This is a genomic window from Natronolimnobius sp. AArcel1 (genome assembly GCF_011043775.1).
In the GTDB taxonomy this organism is placed as follows: domain Archaea; phylum Halobacteriota; class Halobacteria; order Halobacteriales; family Natrialbaceae; genus Natronolimnobius.
Genome location: NZ_JAAKXY010000001.1, coordinates 1 through 20,106, shown reverse-complemented (window position 1 = coordinate 20,106; position 20,106 = coordinate 1). Strand labels below are relative to the sequence as shown.

Genomic DNA, 20,106 nt, shown 5'->3' with positions numbered 1-20,106 from the left:
ACAGCAATTTCTGGAACAAGAGTTTATGTTGGCTCGACAATAGTATTCGGTATGGGACGACGACTTTGCCATCGGTATGGGCCGGGTCGGCTTCCGTATGCGAGTCGACGCGATATTGGCGGTGGGATTGCGATGGCCGCGACGGGACTGCTCGCAGCCGTGCTCTGGTTCGGCGGAACGTGGACGCTCTTGCTCGCAGGACTCGAGTCCGATATGCTCGGATTCGTCCTCGTCGGCGGCATGTTCGCGTTCCCAGTTTCGATTGTGAGTGCGTTTCTCATCGGGACGCTCTGTTGGCGAACGATCTCGTCCGAGACGCGCCGCCCGTTCCACGGTGCGATCCTCGGGGCCGTCACGGCAATGGGCAGTCTCATCGCAGGGGCGCTCGGCCCCGCCGTCGTTCTCGCCATTTCGAACGTTACAACCGGCGAGATGGCCGTTCTCGAGGCGATCATCTTCGGATTCATCATGTTTCCTGCCGGCCTCCTTTTCGCAGCGATGGCTGCCGGGTGGCTGATTCTCCCGCTTGGTGTCTTCGGCGGTTGGCATCACGAACGGGCACACTCGAGAACGTGAAAATCAAGATGTGGTCAGACGGGTCGTCAGTACTCGTGGCTCACTCCTCGAGCAACTGATCCCCAATCGTATTCCGCAGCACTTCGCTCGTGCCCTCGTAGATTTCGTTGAGTTTGGCGTCGCGGTAGAATCGCTCGGCGGGGAAGTCCTTCGTGTAGCCGTAGCCGCCGTGGATCTGGATGCCTTCGTTGGCGACCTCGCGGCTCACCTCGGAGGCGTAGAGTTTGGCCTGGGCGGCGTCTTTGATGTAGTTCTCGCCGCGGATTTTCTTGTCTGCGGCCTTGTGCATGAGCAGCTTCGCGGCCTGAATCTTCGTGTCCATATCGGCCAGTTTGTGCTTGATCGACTGGAACTCGCCGATTGGCTGGCCGAACTGCTCGCGCTCGTTGGCGTAGTCGCGGGCCTCCTCAAAGGCTGCACGGGCGATGCCGACACCGCGAGCGGCGATGGTTATCCGGCCGCCATTGAGGGTCTTCAGCGCGTGAACGAATCCATCGCCTTCCTCGCCGAGCAAGCGGTCCTCGGATAGTCGAAGCTCATCGAACCGGAGTTCGGCGGTCGGACAGCCCTTATCGCCGAGTTTCTCCTCCGTCCCTTCGACGATGAAGCCGTCGTCTTCTTCGGGGCGGACGACGAACGACGAAATGCCCTTATTGCCTGCCTCGGGGTCTGTCTTCGCAAAGACCGTGACCGTGTCCGCGACGGAGCCGTTCGAGATCCAGAGCTTGCCGCCGTTGACGACGTACTCGTTGGCGTCTTTCTCTGCGGTGGTCTCCATCGCCGGCACGTCACTCCCTGCACCGGCCTCCGAGAGCGCAAACGCGCCGATGTCGCGTCCCTCCGCAAGCGGCGTCAAGAATTCCTCTTTCTGGGACTCGTCGCCGAACTCGTAGAGCATGTTGCCCGCAAGCGAGGTGTGGGCGGCGACGACCGTCCCGAGTCCACCGGAACCTCGAGAGATTTCTTCTAACCCAATCGCATAGGAGTGATAATCCAGGCCTGCACCGCCGTACTCCTCGGGGAAGGGCATTCCCAGCAGCCCGAGGTCGGCCATCTCGCTGACGAGCTCCGCGGGGAACTCGTCGTCGTGGTCGATTTCGCTCGCAACGGGGACGATTTCCTCGTCGACGAACTCGGCGACCATCTCGCGAATCTGTTCCTGTTCGGCCGAGAGTGCAAAGTCCATATACGGGCTAACGTGCGGGCCCTCCTTTACTGTTCGCGCCCGAAAACGACCACCTCAAGCCAGTTTACTTCCGTTTGAAGAATGCATAACGAATGACGTGTACCTGTTCGTAGCCAGAATAGATCGGTGATATTGACGGTTATTATATGGCCATGTTACTGGCCGAGACTCCTGCGTTTATCGGATGAGTGATGGGGAACGCTAGAATAACAGTGGGAATATTTTTGTTTGATCCCCACATAAGACCACTATCACATGAGCAAAACAGCAGAGGCTGATGATCGTGGTCGAATCGTCATCCCGCACGAGATTCGAGAGAAACACGGTGATCGATACCGAGTCGTTGAACTCGAGGATCGAGTCGAACTAATCCCACTTGCTGACGATCCAATCGACGGCCTTCGTGAGGCTGTCGGTGATGCCTTCAACGATAAATCCATCGCAGAAATCAAGCGCGAAGCGCGAACGGCCGCTCGAGAAGATGCAGTCGATAGCATGGAACCGTGACCTATCGATGATGTACGCAGATACCGACTTTTTTCTCGCATTAGTGAAAGACGACGACTGGCTCCAAGAGCGTGCCGCTACTATCGCACTCGAAAATCAGGGTGAGATTTACACCTCGCGAGCGACGCTGCTCGAGTTGCTTATGATTTCAGACCGATTTGAATTTGATCGGATGGAGGCGCTCGCGTATATTCTCGAGATTGCAACGGTTCCCGAAGAAACTGACGTACTGTTCCAAGCAGCGGATTTAATGGATCAGAACGGACTCACTGCGTTTGACTCCTATCATATTGCCTACGCGGATGAGGATTCGGTCATTTCCTCGGACAACGCGTTCGATGCGGTCATAGACGAGCGTATCGCTATCGAAGAGTACGAGCCAGAATCCTAATTTTGTCGCGTAAATCGAGCGCGGGTTACGACGATCCGATCTCCTCGAGTGCGTCTTCAATCGCCGTCTTACCACCCAGTATCTCGACCGTTTCGCCGAAGACAGGATCGAACTCGAGGGCGGTAACGAGCACTGCGGCGACGTCTTCGTGCGGAATGTCACCGGCGTCCATCTCGAGGCTGTCGGCTGCTCGAATGTCGCCGGTGCCGGCGTCAGTCGTTAGTTCACCGGGGCGGACGATGGTGTAGCTGAGGCCGCTCTGCCGGAGGTACTCGTCGGCTTCGGCTTTCGCGATGAGGTAGTCTTCGAGTGCGTCGGGGGCGGCTTCGGGATCGTCGGTGCCCATCGAACTGAGCATGACGAATCGGTCGACGCCTGCGTCTTCGGCGGCGTCGATCAGGTTGATCGCCCCGTCGCGGTCGACGCCGTAGACGTCGTTGCCGTTCGATCCCGCAGCGAACACGATGCCATCGCAGCCCTCCACAACGGACTCGAGCGAGTCGGGTTCGGTGAGATTAGCCACGACCGGATCGCCGCCGAGCGATTCCAGTTCGTCGGCCTGGTCGTCGTCGCGGATCATCGCACGCACCTCGTACTCGTCACGTGCTGCAAGCCGCTCCGTGACGTGCTGTCCTGTTGCGCCGTGTGCGCCTGCGACGAGAAGTGTCTCCGTCATGGAACACCATTCGCCGCCGACAAGAAAAGCCGTTGGCCTGGGTGGTGCCGGGGCACCCTCATCGAGCTACTGGGGACCAAATTTGACCTCTCGAGGAGGACAGACAGTGTATCACGCCGCGACCACGATATTTTTCCGGGATGACCCCTAAGTAAGAGCGAGTAGATGACCACCGGCCAGCCCGAACTCACAACCGACGCCGATCTCGAGTGGTGTTACGACGCGGTACACGGCGTTTCGCGGACTTTCTCGATCACGATCGATCGCCTCGAGGAGCCGATGGCGAGACACATCTGTCTCGGCTATCTCCTATGTAGGATTGCAGATACGATTGAGGATGCGGGACATATTCCCCCATCTGAACAGACCGAACTGCTCTCGACGTACGATCAATTACTCGATCCCGAGACCGACCAGTCTGTCGAGACGTTCATGGACGATGTCAAACCGTGGATTCCAGACGACCGAAGCCCAGACTGGGAAGTCGTCGCCCAGACGCCACGCGTCCTTCGAACGTTCGAATCACTCGAGGAAGAGCCACGCGAGATCATGCGCGAACCGGTACGCGAACTCGTCGACGGGATGGCGATGTTCACCGACCGCTACGCCGACGAAGGCGGGCTGCGCCTGCAGACACTCGAGGAACTCGAGGAGTACTGCTGGTACGCTGCTGGCACGGTCGGCACGCTGATTACGGGGTTGGTCGCCCGGGGAGCCTCCGAGGAGCGAGCCGCAGAGATGCAGGCGAACGCTCGCTCGTTTGCGCTCTTGCTACAGCTGGTTAACATCGCCAAAGACGTCGAGGACGATTATCACGAGGAGAACAACGTCTATCTCCCCGCCGAGTGGCTCGAAGAAGAAAACGTCGACGTCGAGGCCGTCACGGACGAATCGCACCACACTGGCGTCACGAACGTCATCCAGCGCGTGACCAATCGCGCGGAGACGTACCTCGACGACGCCCATCGCTATCTCGAGGTCGTGCCGGAACGTCACGGTAATCGCCTCTCGGCGTGGGCTATTCCGTACCTGCTCGCGGTTGGAACGATGCGCGAACTCCAGGAACGACCCGAGGATGTCGTCGAAGAGGGTGACGTGAAGGTCCCACGCGCCGAGGTCTATACCCTGATCCAGCAGTTCGAAGAGGGCGTCTCACGCGCCCGACTCGAGGAGTTACGCCAGATTATGGCCGAACAGCCGCTCCACCAGTAAGCGATTACTCGCGTTTCTCGCCGAGTTCGTCCCGAACCATCGTCTCGAGTCGATCCAGTCCCAACTCGAGCCGTGTGTGGTCGTTCGCGAAACTCAGTCGCAGGTGGCCCTCGCCGCCAGCGCCGAACGCCGCTCCGGGCGCAGCGACGACACCGTAGTCGTACAACAGACGCTTCGCAATCTCCGTACTCGAGCCCGAAAGCGCGCTCACGTCGACGAATGCGTAGAACGCGCCTTCGGGGTCGGCGACCGAGATGTGGGGAATCGACTCGAGGCGGCTGATAACGAACTCCCGTCGCTCGCGAAAGGCAGCGTGCATCTTCTCGAACGGTTCTTGGGGACCGGTCAGGGCCTCGAGTGCGGCGTACTGCGCGGGCGTGTTGACACAGGAGGTTGTACTCTCATGGATCTTTGTCATTTCGGTGACCACGTCGTCGGGGCCGGTGAGCCAGCCGACGCGCCAGCCGGTCATCGCGTACGTTTTTGAGGTCGAGTTGACCGAGAGCACCCACTCGTCGTGGTCAGTGAGGGCAACGGCTCGAGGCGGACTCTCCTCGTAGGTCAGCTCTCGGTACACCTCGTCGGCGATGACGTAGGCCTCGTGGGAAACGGCGGCTTCGATGACGCGCTCGATGGCAGGTTCGGAGAACACGCGCCCAGTTGGGTTCGACGGCGAGGTTAACATGACGGCGGCTGTCTCCGGGCCAATAGCGTCGATAATGCGATCCGGGTCGGGCTCAAATCCAGTCTCAGCGGGCATGGGAACCTCGACAGGGACGGCATCAGCAAGTTTCGCCTGCGAGATGGGATTCGGCCACGCGGGTGTCGGAATCACGACCTCGTCGCCGAGATTGGCAACTGTGTGAATCGCGAGATGTAACGCCTCGACGCCGCCGTTCGTGACGATGACCTCCGAATCGGGATCGACCGGACGATCTCGGCCGGCGCTGCAGCGCTCTGCGATGGCCTCCCTGAGTACCGGGAGTCCCGCGTTCGAGGTGTACTTCGTCTCGCCCTCGCGTGCTGCCTCGAACGCGGCTGCGACGACGTTTTCGGGCGTCTCGAAGTCGGGTTCGCCGAACTCGAGGTGGACGAGATCGGCGTCGCCGTCAGCTTCGGATTCGACCGCGCTGGCGAGTTCGAACATGACGCGAATCTGCTGGGGTTGGATCTTCTGGACCCGGGCGGACACGCGCGAGTTGGCTTCCGGTTGGCCGCGATCCGTCCCAGCATCGGACGAGTGTTCCATTGCTCGAGTCCTCGGCTGTGAGCGCCAAGAAGATTTGGAGTGAGGTGCTCGAGGCTTACTGCGCCTCCGCGCTCGAGTCGACTCGCTCGAGCGTCTCGTCGAGCCAGTCGAACAGGCGCTGGTGGAACACCGCCTGCCCCATTCCCTCGCAGTGGCCGCCAGCCCCTTCCGCGTCGGTAAACTCGATGTACTGCGACGGCGCAGTGAGTGCGTTGGCGAAGTCTGCCGACTGGACAGCGAGGCGATCCGATTCGTTGCCGGTGACGAGCGTCGGGCACGTGATCGACTCGAGGCGGTCCGCGAGCGTATACTCTTGAAGTTCGCGGACGTACTCGCCGAGCGAATCGACGCCGTGGGCGGCCATCCGCGACCCGAAATACTCGAGGGCGTGTGGGTCCTCGAGTTGGCTCTCGAGGGCGGCATCGGCGTCGCTATCGCCGGCGAGCACGCCCTCGCGTAGCTCCTCGGGAACGAGTGCAGCGACGAGGCTGCCAAGATCGTACAGGCCGGGATCAGCGACGAGCGCGGCTAAGCGGTGCTCGCCGGTGGCTGCTCGCGGCGCGAGGTAGCCGCCGAAGCTCCGGCCGATCAGCGTGAGGCGGGCGGCGTCGACAGCAGGTTGGCGAGCGGCGTAGTCGACGACGGACTCGAGGACGGTCTCGTAGTCTGGTCGGAAGAACTGGCGTGTTTCATAGAGTGCCCCTCCTTGGCCCGGCCCTTCGAACAACACACAGGTGTAGCCACGCTCGAGGGCGGCGCTGGCGAGCATCGGGTACGACTCCTCGACTGGCGAATCGTAGCCGGGAAAGCCGATCACGGTCGGTCGGGGCTGTCCGGATGCGTCCGGGGCGAACAGATACCCATCGAGCGTCGTCTCCTCGAACGGAATCTCGATGATCTCGCTGTGGTGGTCGAACAGTTCCATGGCTGCGCGAAAACACTCACGTTGGCGACGCCAGGCCTCGAGCAGATCGGGATCTTCGAGATCGTGCCGGCGAAAGTAGTACGCCGACCGGTAGTATTCACATGCTCTGGAAAACGCCTCGCGAGCGCTGACGGGGTGGCCACTCGACTGCGCAGACGCGCCGACCTGCTCGAGGCGCTCGGCCGTCGCGAACCACTCATCGTACCAGCTGTCGTAATCGCCATCCATGATTCGGTCAGCAGTTGCGAAACATTCGCCGACCTCGGCACAGCCGTAGTACACTTTTCCGAGCGCGCGCTCGAGTTGGCCCTGAAACTCGTCGCTGTCGAAGACGCGGTGAGTCATGGGTATCGAACCACAGCGATGATGATAAAACTGCCACGCAGCCGAGCCCAGTCCCGCAAAATCGCGGCATTTGACTACTCGTACTCGTAGAATCCTTCGCCCGTCTTCTTACCCAGGTCGCCGGCTTCGACCTTGCGCTTGAGTAGATAGGCGGGCTGGTATCGGTCGCCGAGTTCCTCATGGAGCGTCTCCGTGGCGTGCAGACAGACGTCGAGGCCAATGTGATCGGCAAGTGTCAGCGGTCCCATCGGCACGTTCGTCCCGAGTTCCATTCCCGCGTCGATATCCTCCTTCGTGGCCACATCCTCGTCGAAGGCGCGAATCCCCTCGTTGATCCAGGGCATTAGAATCCGATTCGTGACGAAGCCCGGCTTGTCGTCAGCCTCCCAGGTCGTCTTCTCGAGGTCTGCAGCGATGTCGTGCGCTAACTCGGTCACCTCATCGGTTGTCTTCTCGCCGACGACGACCTCGACGCCTTCCATGATCGGCACGGGGTTCATGAAGTGCAGCCCCACGACGCGCTCGGGGTGCTCGAGGTCGCTTGCAATCGAGGTGATCGAGAGCGTGCTCGTGTTCGTCGCGAGCACTACGTCCTGGTCACAGACGCGCTCGAGGTCGGCGAAGACGTCCTGTTTGATTGCGAGGTCCTCGAGAACCGCTTCGATAACGAGGTCGCAGTCTGCGAACGTCTCGAGAGACGTCGTCCCCCCGATGCGGTCGATGATTGTGTCGGGAGACTCCTCGAGATCATCGCGGGCCTCGAGCCTCGAGAGGCTGTGCTCGATGGTTTCGAAGCCGTCCTCGACGTACGCCTGGTCGACGTCTCGGAGGCGAACGTCGTAGCCGTTTATCGCGGCGACCTGTGCAATGCCGCTGCCCATCGTCCCTGCGCCGACGACGCCGATTCGGTCGATCCGGTCGCGAACCATGGCTCGCATTCGACGGGTTGCGTGGTAAACGTGATGGAGGATCACACGGTCTGCTGCGCAGTGGGTGGTGTCGCCACGAACAGGGGACAAGTTTCAAGAGTGGACAGTGAGAGCTACTGATAACAGGTGGGTCGTGTGAGTAATAAAGAGGTCGTCACCGGGGCACGGACAACGGGGCATACTGACGGCAAAAACGGAGACAGCGGGCTCGAGACAATCGATATCGGCATCAAAGTTGACGTCAATACCGACGCGAAAGTGGACGCTGACAGCGGCGTTACTTTCTCATTCGACGAGGCTGACGTTCCCGATGCAGACAGTGCCACAGCAACGGCGGATGCGGGCCGGGCGCATGACACCGATAGCGACCGTCGCCTCGAGATCACCGAGGACGAACAGGCAGCGCTCGAGGCAGCCGAGATCGAGCCAAAGACCGTCCGCGAGAAGGACTGCTCGTACCGCGAACTGCTCGATTCGTCGGTCGACGATTCGCTTGCCGATGCACTACGGCGACGGTTCTCCCTTCCGTGGTCGCTCGAGGGTGGCAGTGACGGCGACCTCGAACGGCGCTCGAGTGAGATACGCGGCCTGGGCGACGCCGAGCGAGAATGGATCGCAGTCAGCGACGACGAAAGTTGGCAGGCGTTCGAGTACGCCCATACGCGCGCTGTCGAGACCGAACCCGACGAAGCAACCGAGCGGCCGTGTCCGCGCCCGACGCCAGTTCAGGCGGTGACCGGTGTCGGGCCCGACGATGCAACAGCACTCGCCGACGCCGGCATCATCTCGGCTGAGCGATTAGCGACGATCAACGCCTTCGACGTTGCAAAGGTCCTCGAGTTGAGCGTATTGCACGTCCGGTCGTGGCGACACAACGCCCGGGAATTGCTCGAGTGAAGTGTCACTGCGGACGTGTTATTGATGTTCGAATCCAGTCGCTACCGAACGGTATACACTCACTTCCAATCGACGACGAAATCGACTGTCGAGATCATTACTACTAAAATAAGTAATTTCGATAATTAGGATCATCAGAGATATATAGCCGACTGTTGGAGTGAACACCGAATGCTACCCATCGACGACTCTCCTATCGTTCGCGACGGCAAGTCATTGATTCTCGCGATGGACCACGGATTGGAACACGGTCCGGTCGACTTCGAGGACGTCCCGGAAAAGCTCGATCCGGCGACTGTCTTTGAGACGGCGACCCACGACGCGGTCACGGCGATGGCCGTCCAGAAAGGAATCGCCGAGGGCTACTACCCAAGCTACGAGGACGACGTCAACCTCCTCTTGAAACTCAACGGCACCTCCAACCTCTGGATGGGCGAACCCGACTCGCCGGTCAACTGCACAGTCGATTACGCCGCCGAACTCGGCGCTGACGCCGTCGGCTTTACCGTCTACAGCGGCTCGAACCACGAAGTCGAGATGTTCGAGGAGTTCCGCGACGCCCAGGAATCTGCCCGCGACCACGACCTGCCGATGGTCATGTGGTCCTACCCCCGCGGACAGGGCCTCAAAAACGACACCAAGCCCTCGACCATCTCCTATGCGACTCGTATCGCTCTCGAGATCGGTGCAGACATCGCGAAAGTCAAGTACCCGGGCAGTCCCGACGCGATGGAACACGCCTGCAAAGCCGCCGGCAACATGAACGTCGTCATGAGCGGTGGCTCGAAAACCTCGGACTACGACTTCCTCTCGACCGTCGAAGCCGCCGTCAACGCCGGCTGTACTGGCCTCGCCGTCGGCCGCAACGTCTGGCAGCGCGAGAACCCGACCCACATCCTCGACGCCCTCGAGAAGGTCATCTTCGAGGAGGAAACGGCCGACGCCGCACTCGAGGCAGCCGAATAGATGACGGTTTCCGATCCAGTTGTCGAGTCCATCGTCGCGACAGTCACTCGCTCAGCGACGGAGATTCGACAGGGGCTGGTCGGCCGCCGTAACACCGTTGACGACGAGGAAAACCCAAGCGGTGAGACCCAGTTCGCAGCCGATATCTGGGCCGATGAGTTGCTCGCCGAGCGACTGTCGACTATCGACGGCGTCGGGCAGTATGCAAGCGAAGAACAATCCGACGTCCTCGAGTGTGGCGCTGCTCCGGGATCGTCCGACACCTACGCGGTCGCCGTTGACCCGCTCGATGGCTCCTCGAACCTCACGTCGAACAACGCGATGGGGTCAATCTTCGGTATTTACGCTGATTCCCTCCCCGCTCGCGGCGACACGCTCGTCGCAGCGGGGTACGTCCTCTACGGACCGATCACGACGATGGTGATCGCAACCGACGAGACCGTCTCAGAGTACGAACTCAGCGGCGGCGAGCGCCGCCTTATCGACCAGGACGTGACGCTTCCCGAAGACCCCGTCGCGTACGGTTTTGGCGGACGCGTTCCCAACTGGACCGACACGTTCGAAGCATACGCCCGAGAAATCGAGTCCGAACTCAAACTCCGCTATGGTGGCGCAATGATCGGTGACGTCAATCAGGTCATGACGTATGGCGGTATCTTCGGATACCCCGCCCTCGAATCCGCACCCCAAGGCAAGCTTCGATTGCAGTTCGAGGGGAACCCGATTGGGTACATCGTCGAGCAAGCGGGCGGGGCCTCCTCGGACGGCGAGCAGTCACTGCTCACGGTTGAGCCAACTGACGTCCACCAGCGGACACCGGTATTTGTCGGCAACGACGGACTCCTCGAGCGCCTCGAGGCGAGTCTTGAAGAATCGGTGTAGGACAGCAGGGCTCGTCCAGACGCGGATACCAATGCCTTGCGGGTACAGGCACGATGGTTTTCCGGACGGAGACGAACCTCGAGTAATGATCAGGCCGTATTTTCTGTTGCTTGCGGTTGGCGTGACCGTCATAGGCGTCCTGATTGTGGGCTGGCTCGGCGTTCTCGCCGTCCGTGCGTCGTCATGGTTGCCGAACGCAGTTGGCTATCTCATCGCCGCAATCGTCTGCATCACGCTACTCGTGCTGTTCTGGAAACGAGAACAGCGCGGCGAGGCTGTGTGAGTTGGCTGTAGAAGCCTGTGACAAGACATTAACGCCTCCACGCAGCCGTGATCATGACGTAGCCGGCAACGCCGCCCAGTAACAGGGCATAAAACGCCCACCGTGGCCACGCGGTTCCGAGAAACAGCAACGCGAGGAATACAACCCAGAGTGTGACGATGAGCAGGTCAGCGATGATCCGGACGCTGGCGCTGAACAGAGTTGAGAGTCGGTCACCGTCGCGCGTGGAATCTGTCGTTGTCATCGTTAGAAGTGATAGCCCTGCATTTCAGTCAGGTGGTACGCACTCACACCCCAGACGTAGCTCTGCCCAGGCCACCAAGTGCGGGCGTTGTTGAGTCCAGCAACGAGCACGGTGTCGTCGGCACCTTCCGGATCCGGATAATAACTCACGGAGCCGCTATCGCCGTCTGTGAGATCCATCTCACCACCCCAGCGAATCTGGCCACGCCGACAGAAATGATCTGTAAAACAGGTCACCGCATCGATCCCCTGTATGCGTCCCGTCGTGTGTCCGGTCAACGCGCCGACTTTCTCGAGTTCCTCGTCGCGGGCAATGAGGTCGGCAAGGCCGAACTTCGTGAGTTGCCCGGTGACACGAACCGGTTCCGGCGCGTCGATCCAACTCGAGGGCTGAACGCCGTCACCGTCGTCTGGAGAGACTGCAACGATATCCTCGACGGGGAACGCCTGTTCGACGGCCCCGAGTGTGAGCAGGTCGCCGCCTTCGACGGGCAGCGTCACGCGCTCACCGATGGCCGAGTCCGCTTCCTCGAAAGCGTGTTCAGCCGTCGCAAAAAAGGCCTGTTCATCCGTGGGATCGTACAGCGCCGGCGATAGCGTTGCCATGCTCGAGGATGTTTCACAGGCGACGCCGCTCGGTGGGCCATCGGCGGGGATGTGACTGGCGAATCGTGGTTCCGCAGTCGTCGGATCCGGGCCCTCTTCGATCGACTCTATCTCGATGAACGTCTCGGGGTTGATCGAGATATCGTCAGCGAACGCCGAAATCGCCTCCGGAATCGAGTCAGCATCGCTCGAGAGACCGATCGAGACGGATGCCGTGGCACTGTCGTAGCTCCCAGGGACGACGGCGCTGCCGAGGTAGCCAGTAAATGCCAGTCGTGCCAACCGGTCGTTCAGTTCGGTCGCGGTCTCGACGGCCGCGTACCAGTCGGCAGGAACGGTCTGCGTGCGCTCTGTCAGTGAGTACGGATCGGATGGATCCTCGCGTACTACCGCCGTGACAACCGGCACCTCTCCGTCGGCAGCCGAGAGAAAGTCTTCAACACCGAGAAAGTGGGCCATCCCGACCGCGTACCCGCCAGTGACGAGGGTCCGTAAAAACTCTCGCCGGTCCATCCCTGCCTCGAGACGGTCACGGAGTGAGGCGAGCCGCCTGACGGTACTCTCGGATTCAGTGTCTGACATACACTCGACTGGGTTAGGTGCTGGTCCACCCCGTTACGACAAAGCTAATGTTCACGTACACGCGGTAGTCGAAAGCTACCAGACCTACGACAAATCGCCGTATAGCGGTGCTGCTTGCAGGTGCGGGCCAGCTAGATAAGAGCAGCGTAGCACGCCCGCAGTCGATCTGTGAGGGCGGTCGATTCTCGAGCCATCAGCCGGAGAATGTGTTGTCGAGATAACAGACCCGATATAAAAACGCCACGCGTGAACGCAAGCGTTCGTGGCCGCACCCATCAGAGCACTATCTGTCTCCGTGCTGGTGACCACGGAGGCAGTGACACCCGACAGGTTCGCGCCATCTCCCCGACACGCAACCTCCTCATCCGTCCACTCCTCGACCACCGAACCGTGGTGATCGACTCGGCGCGAACCACTCTCCTCTCTGCTCGATACGCACCACTGAAATGTGCGTTCGCACGCTCTCAACGCGACACACTGCGCGCTGGCTTTTTGAGCAATCCCCACACACCATGTGGTATGCAAGTCCGTATCGCACCGGGGGCAAGCGAGGAAGAAGCCGCAGCGATCGCAGCCGCGCTGGCCGAACACCTTGGTGACTCCGTCGACGTCTACGTCGGATCGGCAACTGAGCCGACAGCCAGTCACGAGTACGACGGACACGCGGATGGTCGTCCAGGTGCAGCAGACGACGCCACAGCAGCCGACTCAAGTGCCGCAACCGACGAGCCACTCGGCCCGACCGACCGTGAGCGCGCGCTCGAAGCAGAAATTGAAGACATTCTCGAGGGTGGTCCCGAGAAGTACCGCGAGGGGTTAGACGAGAAACTGTTCGTCCGCGACCGCCTCGAGTTGTGGTTCGGCGGCGAAGATGATGCGTTTCTATTTGAGGATGGAACGTTCGCGGCGTTTGATGACTGGCATCCTGACGGGGCGGGCGAGGAGACGGACGACCGCCTGCCGGCGGATGGGCTCATTACGGGCGGCGCGACCTTCGAGGGCCGGGACCTGCACTTTATGGCCAACGACTACACGGTCAAGCGGGGCAGCATGGCCGCCAAGGGCGTCGAAAAGTTCCTCCGGATGCAACAGCGCGCGCTGAAAACCGGCCGGCCAGTGCTGTATTTGATGGATTCGTCGGGCGGGCGAATCGACCAACAGACCGGCTTCTTCGCCAATCGCGAGGGGATTGGAAAATACTACTACAACCACTCGATGTTGTCGGGTCGCGTCCCTCAGATCTGTGTGCTCTACGGCCCGTGTATCGCCGGTGCCGCCTACACGCCCGTCTTTGCGGACTTCACCATTATGGTCGAAAACATGTCCGCGATGGCTATTGCAAGCCCCCGAATGGTCCAGATGGTCACCGGCGAAGACATCTCACTCGAGGAGTTGGGTGGCCCACAAGTCCACGCTCGAGAGTCCGGCTCTGCGGATCTCGTCGCACGAGACGAGGAACACGCCCGCGAACTCGCTGCCCAGTTGCTGACGTATCTGCCGGACAACGCCGACGAGAAACCACCACAGCAAGCCGGTACAGCACCCGCAAACTCGCCGGACGGAATCGACGCGGTCGTACCCGAACGGCCAAACGAAAGCTACGACATGACTGACGTGATCGACCGACTCGTCGATTCAGGCTCGGTCCTCGAGTTGCGCCCAGAGTACGGGAAAGAGATCCTGACCGCGTTCGCTCGGATCGACGGCCGACCAATCGGAATCGTCGCGAACCAGCCAGCACAGCGGGCGGGAGCGATCTTCCCCGATGCCGCCGAAAAGGCCGCCCAGTTCATTTGGACGGCGGACGCGTTCAACATCCCGCTGCTGTATCTCTGTGACACGCCCGGCTTCATGGCTGGCTCACAGGTCGAACAAGACGGCATCCTCGAGCAGGGCAAGAAATTGATCTACGCAACGTCGGCTGCAACTGTCCCCCAACAGACTGTCGTCGTTCGCAAGGCCTACGGCGCTGGCATTTACGCGATGGGCGGGCCGGCCTACGACCCCGAGAGCGTCATCGGACTCCCGTCGGGTGAGATTGCGATTATGGGGCCGGAAGCTGCCATCAACGCCGTCTACGCGCGCAAGCTTTCAGAAATTGACGACCCCGAGGAGCGAGCCAAACGCGAGCAGGAACTGCGCGAGGAGTACCGCGAAGACATCGACGTCCATCGGATGGCCAGTGAAGTTGTCATCGACGAACTCATCCCGCCGAGTCGGCTCCGAGGTGAACTGGCCGCTCGCTTTGCGTTCTATGAAGACGTCGAGAAATCCCTTCCTGACAAAAAGCACGGGACGGTGCTGTAGCCTCGAGTCAGCGCATTTCTGGTGGTAAGTCACTCCCTTCTTGACGGTTATCAGCCCTTACTGCGAGCGCTCGCGTTCTACGGCTGCCATAACAATACTGTCAGTACTGGAACCGATGCGTGCGGCCCTGTCGCACGCTCTGTTGGTTCCCGCCACCTGTTCGTGGCAGTCCGGTTCGATTCCGGACGAGCGCGTATGAGTTCCGACGGTGCCTACAGACACCACTCACTGCCAATCGACGTGACACCGGTCCAACTCGAGCGCGCGCTCTGGGTGCTCGTCGCCATTTCACTGGTCGGCGACGTCGTGACGACGTTCGTCGGCTTGCACCTGGGGCTGGCCGAATCGAATCCAATTGCGCGCGGTGCAATCGAGGGCTACGGACTCGCGGGAATGCTGGTCCTGAAGGCGTTCGCAATCGGCGTTGGGCTTGTCTGTCGCCCACTGCTGCCTCGCGCATACCGACCGATCGTTCCAGCCGGGCTTGCCCTGCCATGGCTGCTCGCTGTCTTTATCAACATGTACATGATCTCGCTGGTCATCTGAGGTCAGTCGCGAAACTGCACCGTCAGATCGCTTCGATTTGCAACCCACTCCTCGCTCGAGATTGTATACCGATAGCAATCAACCGGCTCGCCGTCGATCACGATATGGTTTCGCAGGCAGCCATCACGTTGGCCGCCGTGCGCGTCGACGTACTTCTCAATCGCGCGATTCGATTGCTCGTTATCGACGTGTGCAGCGGCTGCGACGACCTCGAGATCGAGGCGGTCGAACGCAAGCTCGAGGAAGGCAGCGGCGCGTTCGCCGGAGTAGCCCCGACCCCAGAATCGTTTGCGGAGCCAGACGCCCATCGTCATTGTGCGTTTCTCCCAGTCGATGCCGAAGCCGCCGGTGCCCGCAATTTCGCCGGCACCGGTTTCGCCGGCATCTGTTCGCGGCCGAATCAGGTACGAGACACCGTCGCCGTCGTCGTACTGGTCGCTCACGCGCTCGATGAACTCCTGGGCCTCCTTTGGCGTGTCGTGTGGATCCCACGTCATATACTCGGTAATCTCGTCGATTCCGGGATCCGACGAACAGATCGCATAGAGGTCGAAGACGTCGACCGACTCGGGACGGATCGCGTCGAATCGTAACCGGTCCGTCTCGATTATTTCGGGAAGCAGGTCACCCATACCGTCCCAGTTGGCCGGTCGTATAAAAATCGTGTCGGTAGTTTGTTATTCGGTTACACACCACGAGCCGGTCAGTTCGAGCGCGTCTGCTCGAGTGCTCGTCGCCAGCCTCGGACCTCCTCGAGTACGGCCTGCCACTGTGCGCTCGAGCCCGGAACGGCAGCCGGGTCCTCGATGTCGCCGTTGCCAGACTGGGTCACGGACTCGAGTGAGGCCTGCACCGACGCTGGCTCCTCGACGTTCCAGAACGTCAGTATCGAGCCACTTGCGGTTTCAATCGTCACGGTGCCGTAGCCCGCCAGCCGGCCGAGTGCGTGTTGTTTCCGGGTCGTGTTCTGGACGCGCTCGAGGCCGACGACGCGAACAGAGCGTCCAAAGACGCCGCTGCGGACCGCAACACGGTGCGTTGTCACGAGGAACGCCGTCCGCGTCACCTGTGCGTACTGCCAGATAGCGGGGGCGACGAACACCGGAATCCAGAGCGCGCCGAGCAGCGAGATAACCTCGATCCAGACGGCGATGCTGACGACGGCCACGCCGACAAGCGCAATCGCAAGCCACGGGTACACAGTCTGGATTCGCGGACCTGTTCGGACGCGAATCTCCTCATCGGACTCGAGGACGAGCCACTCGAGGTCGCCTGCGTCGACGGGGTTCCCACGCCCCTCGCTGGTGTCGTCTATCATCGTGATCGGTGGCCACTCGAGGACGTTCGCGTCGTGGAATCATCCGGGTCAGCGGGTGATCCTGATCGCTGCTGTGTTTCTGACTCCTCGAGCAGCGTCCGAATCTCGCGCAGTTCGGTGACGATTTCCTCGAGCACGTCGTCAGCAGGTCGGTCAACGTCGTCACCTCGAGAGCCAGCACTCGAGCGAGAGCGCTTTCGCTGCTCGCCGATCAGGTGCTGGACGTCTCGTGGCTCCGGAACGGACGAAAACGCCATTTCGACGCCAGCGCCACCCGCCGTGCTGACTTCGACGGTGCCATACCCAAAGTGGTTCCCAAGTGCCGACTGCGTGTAGGAGATATCTTGGACTTTCTCGTGTTCAATTCGCTTGACATCACGCGAGAGTACACCGGATTTTCGGTATACTGCGCGGGTTGTGACTACGTAGCTCGTGTTCGTAATCCGTAGGTACTCGCCGACGATGATGAGAATCCCGATCAGGACGATTGCAAGCGGGATGCCAATCAGAAACGCTGGCAGGAGCGTTCGTCGATCTGGCCCGCCGGCCCAGACGATTTCCTCGCCATCCTCGAGCGAGAGCCACTCGAGGTCGCCGGCGGTCGCGTCGCTCTCGAGTGTCGCAGGCGTTTCAGTTGCCATCGCCCTCACCACCGGTTTCGGCGTGTTCCCGTTTCAGTGAGAGGACAGTGCGCTCGAACGAGCAGACGAGGTCGTCGTCCTGATTGAACACTTCGACGGCCATCGTGACGATGCCACGCTCGCCGTCGCTGGTTTCGCGTTTGTCCGTTACCGTCGACTCAGCGCGGATCGTATCGCCGTGAAAGACAGGCTCGGGGTGTTCGACGTTATCGTAGGAGAGATTCGCGACGATTGTGCCGTCGGTCATCTCGGGGATCGAGATTCCGACCGCAAGCGATAGCGTGTAGAGGCCGTTGACGAGTCGGTCGCCGAACTGCGTCTCGGCGGCGAACTCCGCATCGAGATGCAGCGGCTGCTGGTTCATCGTCACATCACAGAAGCGCTGGTTGTCGCTCTCGGAGATGGTCCGCCGGCGCTCGTGGGCAATCGTCTCGCCGACCGTGAATTCTTCGTAGTACCGTCCGGTCATGTGTTCGTCGTCGCAGATCCGAACCAAAAAGCTACTGCCGGGCTACTGGGCTGGAAACGTCGTCCGAATCGTCTCCAGGTATCCGAATCGGGCCCAAGGACGGCGACAATCGAAACGACTTTTCCTCCCGTCTGTGAGTGTCACTACACAAACACTCGAGGCACTTCCCATGGCACTGCAGTCTCTCTTCGTCGAGTCCGTGTTCAACCCCCTGCTTCTCGAGTCCGCATTTAGTCCCGTCCCTGCCCTCGTCGAGGCCGAAGCAGACTCGCTTCTCGAGGAGACAAGCGGCGTCTGGCAGTACCTGCTCGTGTTCGTCCTGACGATGGTTCCCGCAATCGAGCCGTTCATCGTCATTCCGGTCGCAATCGGCCTTGGTCTGGACCCAGTCGTCACCGGGCTGGTGGCGTTCGCTGGGAGCATCACAATCGTCAGCGTGATCGTCCTCGCCCAACACCGATTGCTTGCGTGGTGGTCCCAGCGAACTGCCAATGAGGGAGAGGACTCGAGTGGGCGATACGCACGTGCCCGCCGCATCTGGGAGCGATACGGACTCGTTGGCCTATCCTTTGCCGGTCCGATTTTAGCCGGGATTCACCTCACGGCGATGTTGGCAGTGTCCGCCGGCTCGAGTCGGAAGACGACGATTGGCTGGCTCACGGTTGGTCTCGGCGCGTGGACGCTTGCACTCGTCGCGGCGTCACTCGCGGGTGTGTCGTTACTTGGCATGACGTAACGCAACCAGCGCCGAAGCCCACCCACACCCCTTGTTCAGAGTGAAAACAGCCCGACGGCGTGTGGGGGAGACAGACGTTAGGAGAACGTCGACAGGTCAGCGTCGCGATTCTGGAGTTCGTTACTCCGTTCGACGAGGTGGTCATACGTCGGCAGGTCCTCGAGCGAGGAGTCTCGGCGAACGGCTTTGACGATGTGTTTTGGATCAGTGACGAGCCGATGCAGGAGATAGCTGCCCTGCGAGCGGCCGCCGCCGGTCTTTTCGGATTCGATGACGCCGAGGAAGGCCTGTTCTTTGAGTTGGCGGTAGAGCCCGTTCTCGGTGATCGGATCGTTTGCGACCAGTTCGCAGATGCTGACATAGCGCTCGAAGATCTCGCGAGTCTTGTACGTCTCACGGTCGCCAGTGATGATGCGACTTGCGAGCGCGTAGAGAGCGAGTTTTGCATGAACTGTCGCCCCGCTCGTGAGTTCCTCGATGCGGTTGATTTCGGCGACCTCCTGGGCCTGCTGGATATGATCTTCGGCGACGAGTTTGGAATCGGTTCGTCGCGCAAGTTCACCCGCTTCTTTCAGAATCTCGATTGCCTTGCGGGCGTCACCGTGTTTCTTCGCGGCGAGTGCCGCACAGAGTTCGATTGTTCCGTCCTCGAGGACGGATGGCTGGAAGGCATCCTCACGGTTGCGCATGATCTCACGCAGTTGGGAGGCGTCGTAGGGATGGAAGAAGAGTTCGCGATGGCCAAAACTGCTGTCGATGCGCTCGTCTAAGGTTTCGCGGTATTGAATCTTGTTACTGATTCCAATGACGCCGATGTAGGCGTCGGTCTTCTGGGCCTCTCGAGCGCGCGAGAGTTGCATCAAGATGTTACTGTTGTCGAGTTTGTCGATCTCGTCTAAGATGACGACGATGGCGTCGAAACATTGCTGGAGAATTCCCCAGATGTGCTGGTAGTATTCCATCGTCCCAACGCCACGAAGCGGAATGTGTTCCTCGTAGCCAGTCTCTTCTTTCAGGCTAAGTGCGAGTTGACGGGTAGCTCGCGTCTCTGTGTTGGCTTCGGAACAATCAACGTAGAGGACGCCACAATCGATGTCGTTGCTCCGGGCGGCATCCTGTGCTCGCGTCGCGACGTGGCGGGAAATGAGACTCTTTCCGGTCCCAGTTTTCCCGTAGATCATCACGTTGTTCGGTGGATCGCCACGCGTAATCGCCCCGACTTCGGCCGCGACGGACTGAATCTCGTCGTCGCGCCCGACGATGCGATCTTCCTCGGGAACGTGGCCAACGTGAAGCAGTTCTTTCCGATTGAAGATCGGATCGTGGGACTGGAACAACGGATCCCCACCAGCCTGCTCGGACATATCCACATCCTCGCGGACGTGTATTATAATATCATCGATGCAATGCAGACTGATAAAGACTCGAGACGAAGGCCAACGGTGGAGAGTGCGCATAGTACGTCAAACGGGGGACACCGCTTGCAGAGTGAAACTGCGGATTGAATTATAGTAGGAGTTAGAAATAATTACTCACTTCTGGTACAGAGAGCTGGTCAAGAGCTGTATCAATCGCCGTTGTAAGATCGTCGAGTGACTCAAAGAAGCGGTTGCTGAGAGCGGCTTGGAGTTGTC

23 protein-coding genes and 1 pseudogene are annotated in these 20,106 nt (G+C 60.4%); 11 read left to right on the top strand and 13 right to left on the bottom strand.

Features of this window, described 5'->3' with window-relative positions:
* The first annotated feature begins 51 nt into the window (after positions 1 to 51).
* Positions 52 to 576: a hypothetical protein gene (locus G6M89_RS00120; protein ID WP_165159686.1), complete on the top strand. Its 525-nt coding sequence runs from the start codon at positions 52 to 54 to the stop codon at positions 574 to 576.
* A 40-nt stretch (positions 577 to 616) separates the two neighbouring features.
* On the opposite strand, the gene G6M89_RS00115 is transcribed toward G6M89_RS00120, so the two are convergent.
* Positions 617 to 1,762, bottom strand: coding sequence for an acyl-CoA dehydrogenase (locus tag G6M89_RS00115; protein ID WP_165159684.1), 1,146 nt, complete (start codon positions 1,760 to 1,762; stop codon positions 617 to 619).
* Positions 1,763 to 2,017: 255 nt separating this feature from the next.
* Here G6M89_RS00115 and G6M89_RS00110 point away from each other — a divergent pair, with 255 nt between their 5' ends.
* Positions 2,018 to 2,269 (top strand): AbrB/MazE/SpoVT family DNA-binding domain-containing protein, encoded by a 252-nt coding sequence (locus G6M89_RS00110; protein WP_165159682.1) that lies wholly within the window; start codon positions 2,018 to 2,020, stop codon positions 2,267 to 2,269.
* A gap of 7 nt (positions 2,270 to 2,276) precedes the next feature.
* Complete coding sequence (locus tag G6M89_RS00105; protein WP_165159680.1) at positions 2,277 to 2,660, top strand: PIN domain-containing protein; 384 nt, start codon at positions 2,277 to 2,279, stop codon at positions 2,658 to 2,660.
* A gap of 25 nt (positions 2,661 to 2,685) precedes the next feature.
* On the opposite strand, the gene G6M89_RS00100 is transcribed toward G6M89_RS00105, so the two are convergent.
* Positions 2,686 to 3,336: an SDR family oxidoreductase gene (locus G6M89_RS00100; protein WP_165159668.1), complete on the bottom strand. Its 651-nt coding sequence runs from the start codon at positions 3,334 to 3,336 to the stop codon at positions 2,686 to 2,688.
* Between the two features lie 165 nt (positions 3,337 to 3,501).
* Here G6M89_RS00100 and G6M89_RS00095 point away from each other — a divergent pair, with 165 nt between their 5' ends.
* Entirely contained in the window at positions 3,502 to 4,548 is a 1,047-nt protein-coding gene (locus G6M89_RS00095) for a phytoene/squalene synthase family protein (RefSeq protein WP_165159664.1), read from the top strand.
* A gap of 4 nt (positions 4,549 to 4,552) precedes the next feature.
* Here G6M89_RS00095 and G6M89_RS00090 read toward each other — a convergent pair whose 3' ends face one another.
* The 3 genes from G6M89_RS00090 to G6M89_RS00080 form a co-directional block, all read right to left on the bottom strand.
* Positions 4,553 to 5,797: a pyridoxal phosphate-dependent aminotransferase gene (locus tag G6M89_RS00090; protein ID WP_165159661.1), complete on the bottom strand. Its 1,245-nt coding sequence runs from the start codon at positions 5,795 to 5,797 to the stop codon at positions 4,553 to 4,555.
* Positions 5,798 to 5,852: 55 nt separating this feature from the next.
* A complete protein-coding gene (locus tag G6M89_RS00085; protein ID WP_165159650.1) occupies positions 5,853 to 7,067 on the bottom strand; it encodes a S9 family peptidase in 1,215 nt (404 codons plus the stop codon).
* A gap of 74 nt (positions 7,068 to 7,141) precedes the next feature.
* On the bottom strand, positions 7,142 to 7,996 hold the full coding sequence (locus G6M89_RS00080) for a 3-hydroxyacyl-CoA dehydrogenase family protein (RefSeq protein ID WP_165159647.1): 855 nt from the start codon (positions 7,994 to 7,996) through the stop codon (positions 7,142 to 7,144).
* A 135-nt stretch (positions 7,997 to 8,131) separates the two neighbouring features.
* Between G6M89_RS00080 and G6M89_RS00075 the strand changes: the two genes are divergently transcribed.
* The 4 genes from G6M89_RS00075 to G6M89_RS00060 all read left to right on the top strand — a co-directional run bounded on the left by G6M89_RS00075 (position 8,132) and on the right by G6M89_RS00060 (position 11,024).
* Positions 8,132 to 8,893, top strand: a complete 762-nt coding sequence (locus G6M89_RS00075; RefSeq protein ID WP_165159643.1) for a hypothetical protein — start codon at positions 8,132 to 8,134, stop codon at positions 8,891 to 8,893.
* A 171-nt stretch (positions 8,894 to 9,064) separates the two neighbouring features.
* A complete protein-coding gene (locus tag G6M89_RS00070) occupies positions 9,065 to 9,859 on the top strand; it encodes a class I fructose-bisphosphate aldolase (protein ID WP_165159639.1) in 795 nt (264 codons plus the stop codon).
* The gene (locus G6M89_RS00065) at positions 9,860 to 10,741 is read left to right on the top strand and encodes a class 1 fructose-bisphosphatase (RefSeq protein ID WP_165159637.1); all 882 of its coding nucleotides are present in this window, start codon (positions 9,860 to 9,862) and stop codon (positions 10,739 to 10,741) included.
* A gap of 85 nt (positions 10,742 to 10,826) precedes the next feature.
* The gene (locus G6M89_RS00060; RefSeq protein ID WP_165159635.1) at positions 10,827 to 11,024 is read left to right on the top strand and encodes a hypothetical protein; all 198 of its coding nucleotides are present in this window, start codon (positions 10,827 to 10,829) and stop codon (positions 11,022 to 11,024) included.
* 28 nt (positions 11,025 to 11,052) lie between these two features.
* Here the strand turns inward: G6M89_RS00060 and G6M89_RS00055 are convergent, their stop codons facing one another.
* Both G6M89_RS00055 and G6M89_RS00050 read right to left on the bottom strand, forming a co-directional pair.
* Positions 11,053 to 11,268 (bottom strand): hypothetical protein, encoded by a 216-nt coding sequence (locus tag G6M89_RS00055; RefSeq protein ID WP_165159633.1) that lies wholly within the window; start codon positions 11,266 to 11,268, stop codon positions 11,053 to 11,055.
* 2 nt (positions 11,269 to 11,270) lie between these two features.
* Entirely contained in the window at positions 11,271 to 12,455 is a 1,185-nt protein-coding gene (locus tag G6M89_RS00050) for a hypothetical protein (protein ID WP_165159631.1), read from the bottom strand.
* A 519-nt stretch (positions 12,456 to 12,974) separates the two neighbouring features.
* Between G6M89_RS00050 and G6M89_RS00045 the strand changes: the two genes are divergently transcribed.
* Together G6M89_RS00045 and G6M89_RS00040 are read left to right on the top strand one after the other, a co-directional pair.
* The gene (locus G6M89_RS00045; protein ID WP_165159629.1) at positions 12,975 to 14,762 is read left to right on the top strand and encodes an acyl-CoA carboxylase subunit beta; all 1,788 of its coding nucleotides are present in this window, start codon (positions 12,975 to 12,977) and stop codon (positions 14,760 to 14,762) included.
* A gap of 195 nt (positions 14,763 to 14,957) precedes the next feature.
* A complete protein-coding gene (locus tag G6M89_RS00040) occupies positions 14,958 to 15,308 on the top strand; it encodes a DUF5658 family protein (RefSeq protein ID WP_206335403.1) in 351 nt (116 codons plus the stop codon).
* A 2-nt stretch (positions 15,309 to 15,310) separates the two neighbouring features.
* Here G6M89_RS00040 and G6M89_RS00035 read toward each other — a convergent pair whose 3' ends face one another.
* The 4 genes from G6M89_RS00035 to G6M89_RS00020 form a co-directional block, all read right to left on the bottom strand.
* A complete protein-coding gene (locus tag G6M89_RS00035) occupies positions 15,311 to 15,931 on the bottom strand; it encodes a GNAT family N-acetyltransferase (protein WP_394352356.1) in 621 nt (206 codons plus the stop codon).
* 80 nt (positions 15,932 to 16,011) lie between these two features.
* Positions 16,012 to 16,626 (bottom strand): PH domain-containing protein, encoded by a 615-nt coding sequence (locus tag G6M89_RS00030; RefSeq protein WP_165159625.1) that lies wholly within the window; start codon positions 16,624 to 16,626, stop codon positions 16,012 to 16,014.
* Complete coding sequence (locus G6M89_RS00025; protein ID WP_165159615.1) at positions 16,623 to 17,267, bottom strand: PH domain-containing protein; 645 nt, start codon at positions 17,265 to 17,267, stop codon at positions 16,623 to 16,625. Before G6M89_RS00025 ends, G6M89_RS00030 begins: the two co-directional genes overlap by 4 nt.
* Positions 17,257 to 17,736, bottom strand: a complete 480-nt coding sequence (locus G6M89_RS00020) for a MaoC family dehydratase (protein ID WP_165159613.1) — start codon at positions 17,734 to 17,736, stop codon at positions 17,257 to 17,259. The genes G6M89_RS00025 and G6M89_RS00020 overlap by 11 nt, the downstream gene beginning before the upstream one ends.
* 169 nt (positions 17,737 to 17,905) lie before the next feature.
* Here G6M89_RS00020 and G6M89_RS00015 point away from each other — a divergent pair, with 169 nt between their 5' ends.
* Entirely contained in the window at positions 17,906 to 18,472 is a 567-nt protein-coding gene (locus G6M89_RS00015) for a small multi-drug export protein (protein WP_165159611.1), read from the top strand.
* 77 nt (positions 18,473 to 18,549) lie between these two features.
* On the opposite strand, the gene G6M89_RS00010 is transcribed toward G6M89_RS00015, so the two are convergent.
* Together G6M89_RS00010 and G6M89_RS00005 are read right to left on the bottom strand one after the other, a co-directional pair.
* Positions 18,550 to 19,836 carry a Cdc6/Cdc18 family protein gene (locus G6M89_RS00010; RefSeq protein WP_165159609.1) on the bottom strand — a complete coding sequence of 429 codons (1,287 nt, stop codon included), beginning with the start codon at positions 19,834 to 19,836 and terminating at the stop codon, positions 18,550 to 18,552.
* A 154-nt stretch (positions 19,837 to 19,990) separates the two neighbouring features.
* Positions 19,991 to 20,106 (bottom strand): annotated as a pseudogene (locus tag G6M89_RS00005) (IS630 family transposase); the annotation flags it as partial.

Bases quoted from the DNA above. Each gene is read 5' to 3' on its own strand.
- G6M89_RS00120 (WP_165159686.1), top strand. From the start codon at position 52: ATGGGACGACGACTTTGCCATCGGTATGGGCCGGGTCGGCTTCCGTAT.
- G6M89_RS00115 (WP_165159684.1), bottom strand. From the start codon at position 1,762: ATGGACTTTGCACTCTCGGCCGAACAGGAACAGATTCGCGAGATGGTC.
- G6M89_RS00110 (WP_165159682.1), top strand. From the start codon at position 2,018: ATGAGCAAAACAGCAGAGGCTGATGATCGTGGTCGAATCGTCATCCCG.
- G6M89_RS00105 (WP_165159680.1), top strand. From the start codon at position 2,277: ATGATGTACGCAGATACCGACTTTTTTCTCGCATTAGTGAAAGACGAC.
- G6M89_RS00100 (WP_165159668.1), bottom strand. From the start codon at position 3,336: ATGACGGAGACACTTCTCGTCGCAGGCGCACACGGCGCAACAGGACAG.
- G6M89_RS00095 (WP_165159664.1), top strand. From the start codon at position 3,502: ATGACCACCGGCCAGCCCGAACTCACAACCGACGCCGATCTCGAGTGG.
- G6M89_RS00090 (WP_165159661.1), bottom strand. From the start codon at position 5,797: ATGGAACACTCGTCCGATGCTGGGACGGATCGCGGCCAACCGGAAGCC.
- G6M89_RS00085 (WP_165159650.1), bottom strand. From the start codon at position 7,067: ATGACTCACCGCGTCTTCGACAGCGACGAGTTTCAGGGCCAACTCGAG.
- G6M89_RS00080 (WP_165159647.1), bottom strand. From the start codon at position 7,996: ATGGTTCGCGACCGGATCGACCGAATCGGCGTCGTCGGCGCAGGGACG.
- G6M89_RS00070 (WP_165159639.1), top strand. From the start codon at position 9,065: ATGCTACCCATCGACGACTCTCCTATCGTTCGCGACGGCAAGTCATTG.
- G6M89_RS00065 (WP_165159637.1), top strand. From the start codon at position 9,860: ATGACGGTTTCCGATCCAGTTGTCGAGTCCATCGTCGCGACAGTCACT.
- G6M89_RS00060 (WP_165159635.1), top strand. From the start codon at position 10,827: ATGATCAGGCCGTATTTTCTGTTGCTTGCGGTTGGCGTGACCGTCATA.
- G6M89_RS00055 (WP_165159633.1), bottom strand. From the start codon at position 11,268: ATGACAACGACAGATTCCACGCGCGACGGTGACCGACTCTCAACTCTG.
- G6M89_RS00050 (WP_165159631.1), bottom strand. From the start codon at position 12,455: ATGTCAGACACTGAATCCGAGAGTACCGTCAGGCGGCTCGCCTCACTC.
- G6M89_RS00045 (WP_165159629.1), top strand. From the start codon at position 12,975: ATGCAAGTCCGTATCGCACCGGGGGCAAGCGAGGAAGAAGCCGCAGCG.
- G6M89_RS00040 (WP_206335403.1), top strand. From the start codon at position 14,958: ATGAGTTCCGACGGTGCCTACAGACACCACTCACTGCCAATCGACGTG.
- G6M89_RS00030 (WP_165159625.1), bottom strand. From the start codon at position 16,626: ATGATAGACGACACCAGCGAGGGGCGTGGGAACCCCGTCGACGCAGGC.
- G6M89_RS00025 (WP_165159615.1), bottom strand. From the start codon at position 17,267: ATGGCAACTGAAACGCCTGCGACACTCGAGAGCGACGCGACCGCCGGC.
- G6M89_RS00020 (WP_165159613.1), bottom strand. From the start codon at position 17,736: ATGACCGGACGGTACTACGAAGAATTCACGGTCGGCGAGACGATTGCC.
- G6M89_RS00015 (WP_165159611.1), top strand. From the start codon at position 17,906: ATGGCACTGCAGTCTCTCTTCGTCGAGTCCGTGTTCAACCCCCTGCTT.
- G6M89_RS00010 (WP_165159609.1), bottom strand. From the start codon at position 19,836: ATGTCCGAGCAGGCTGGTGGGGATCCGTTGTTCCAGTCCCACGATCCG.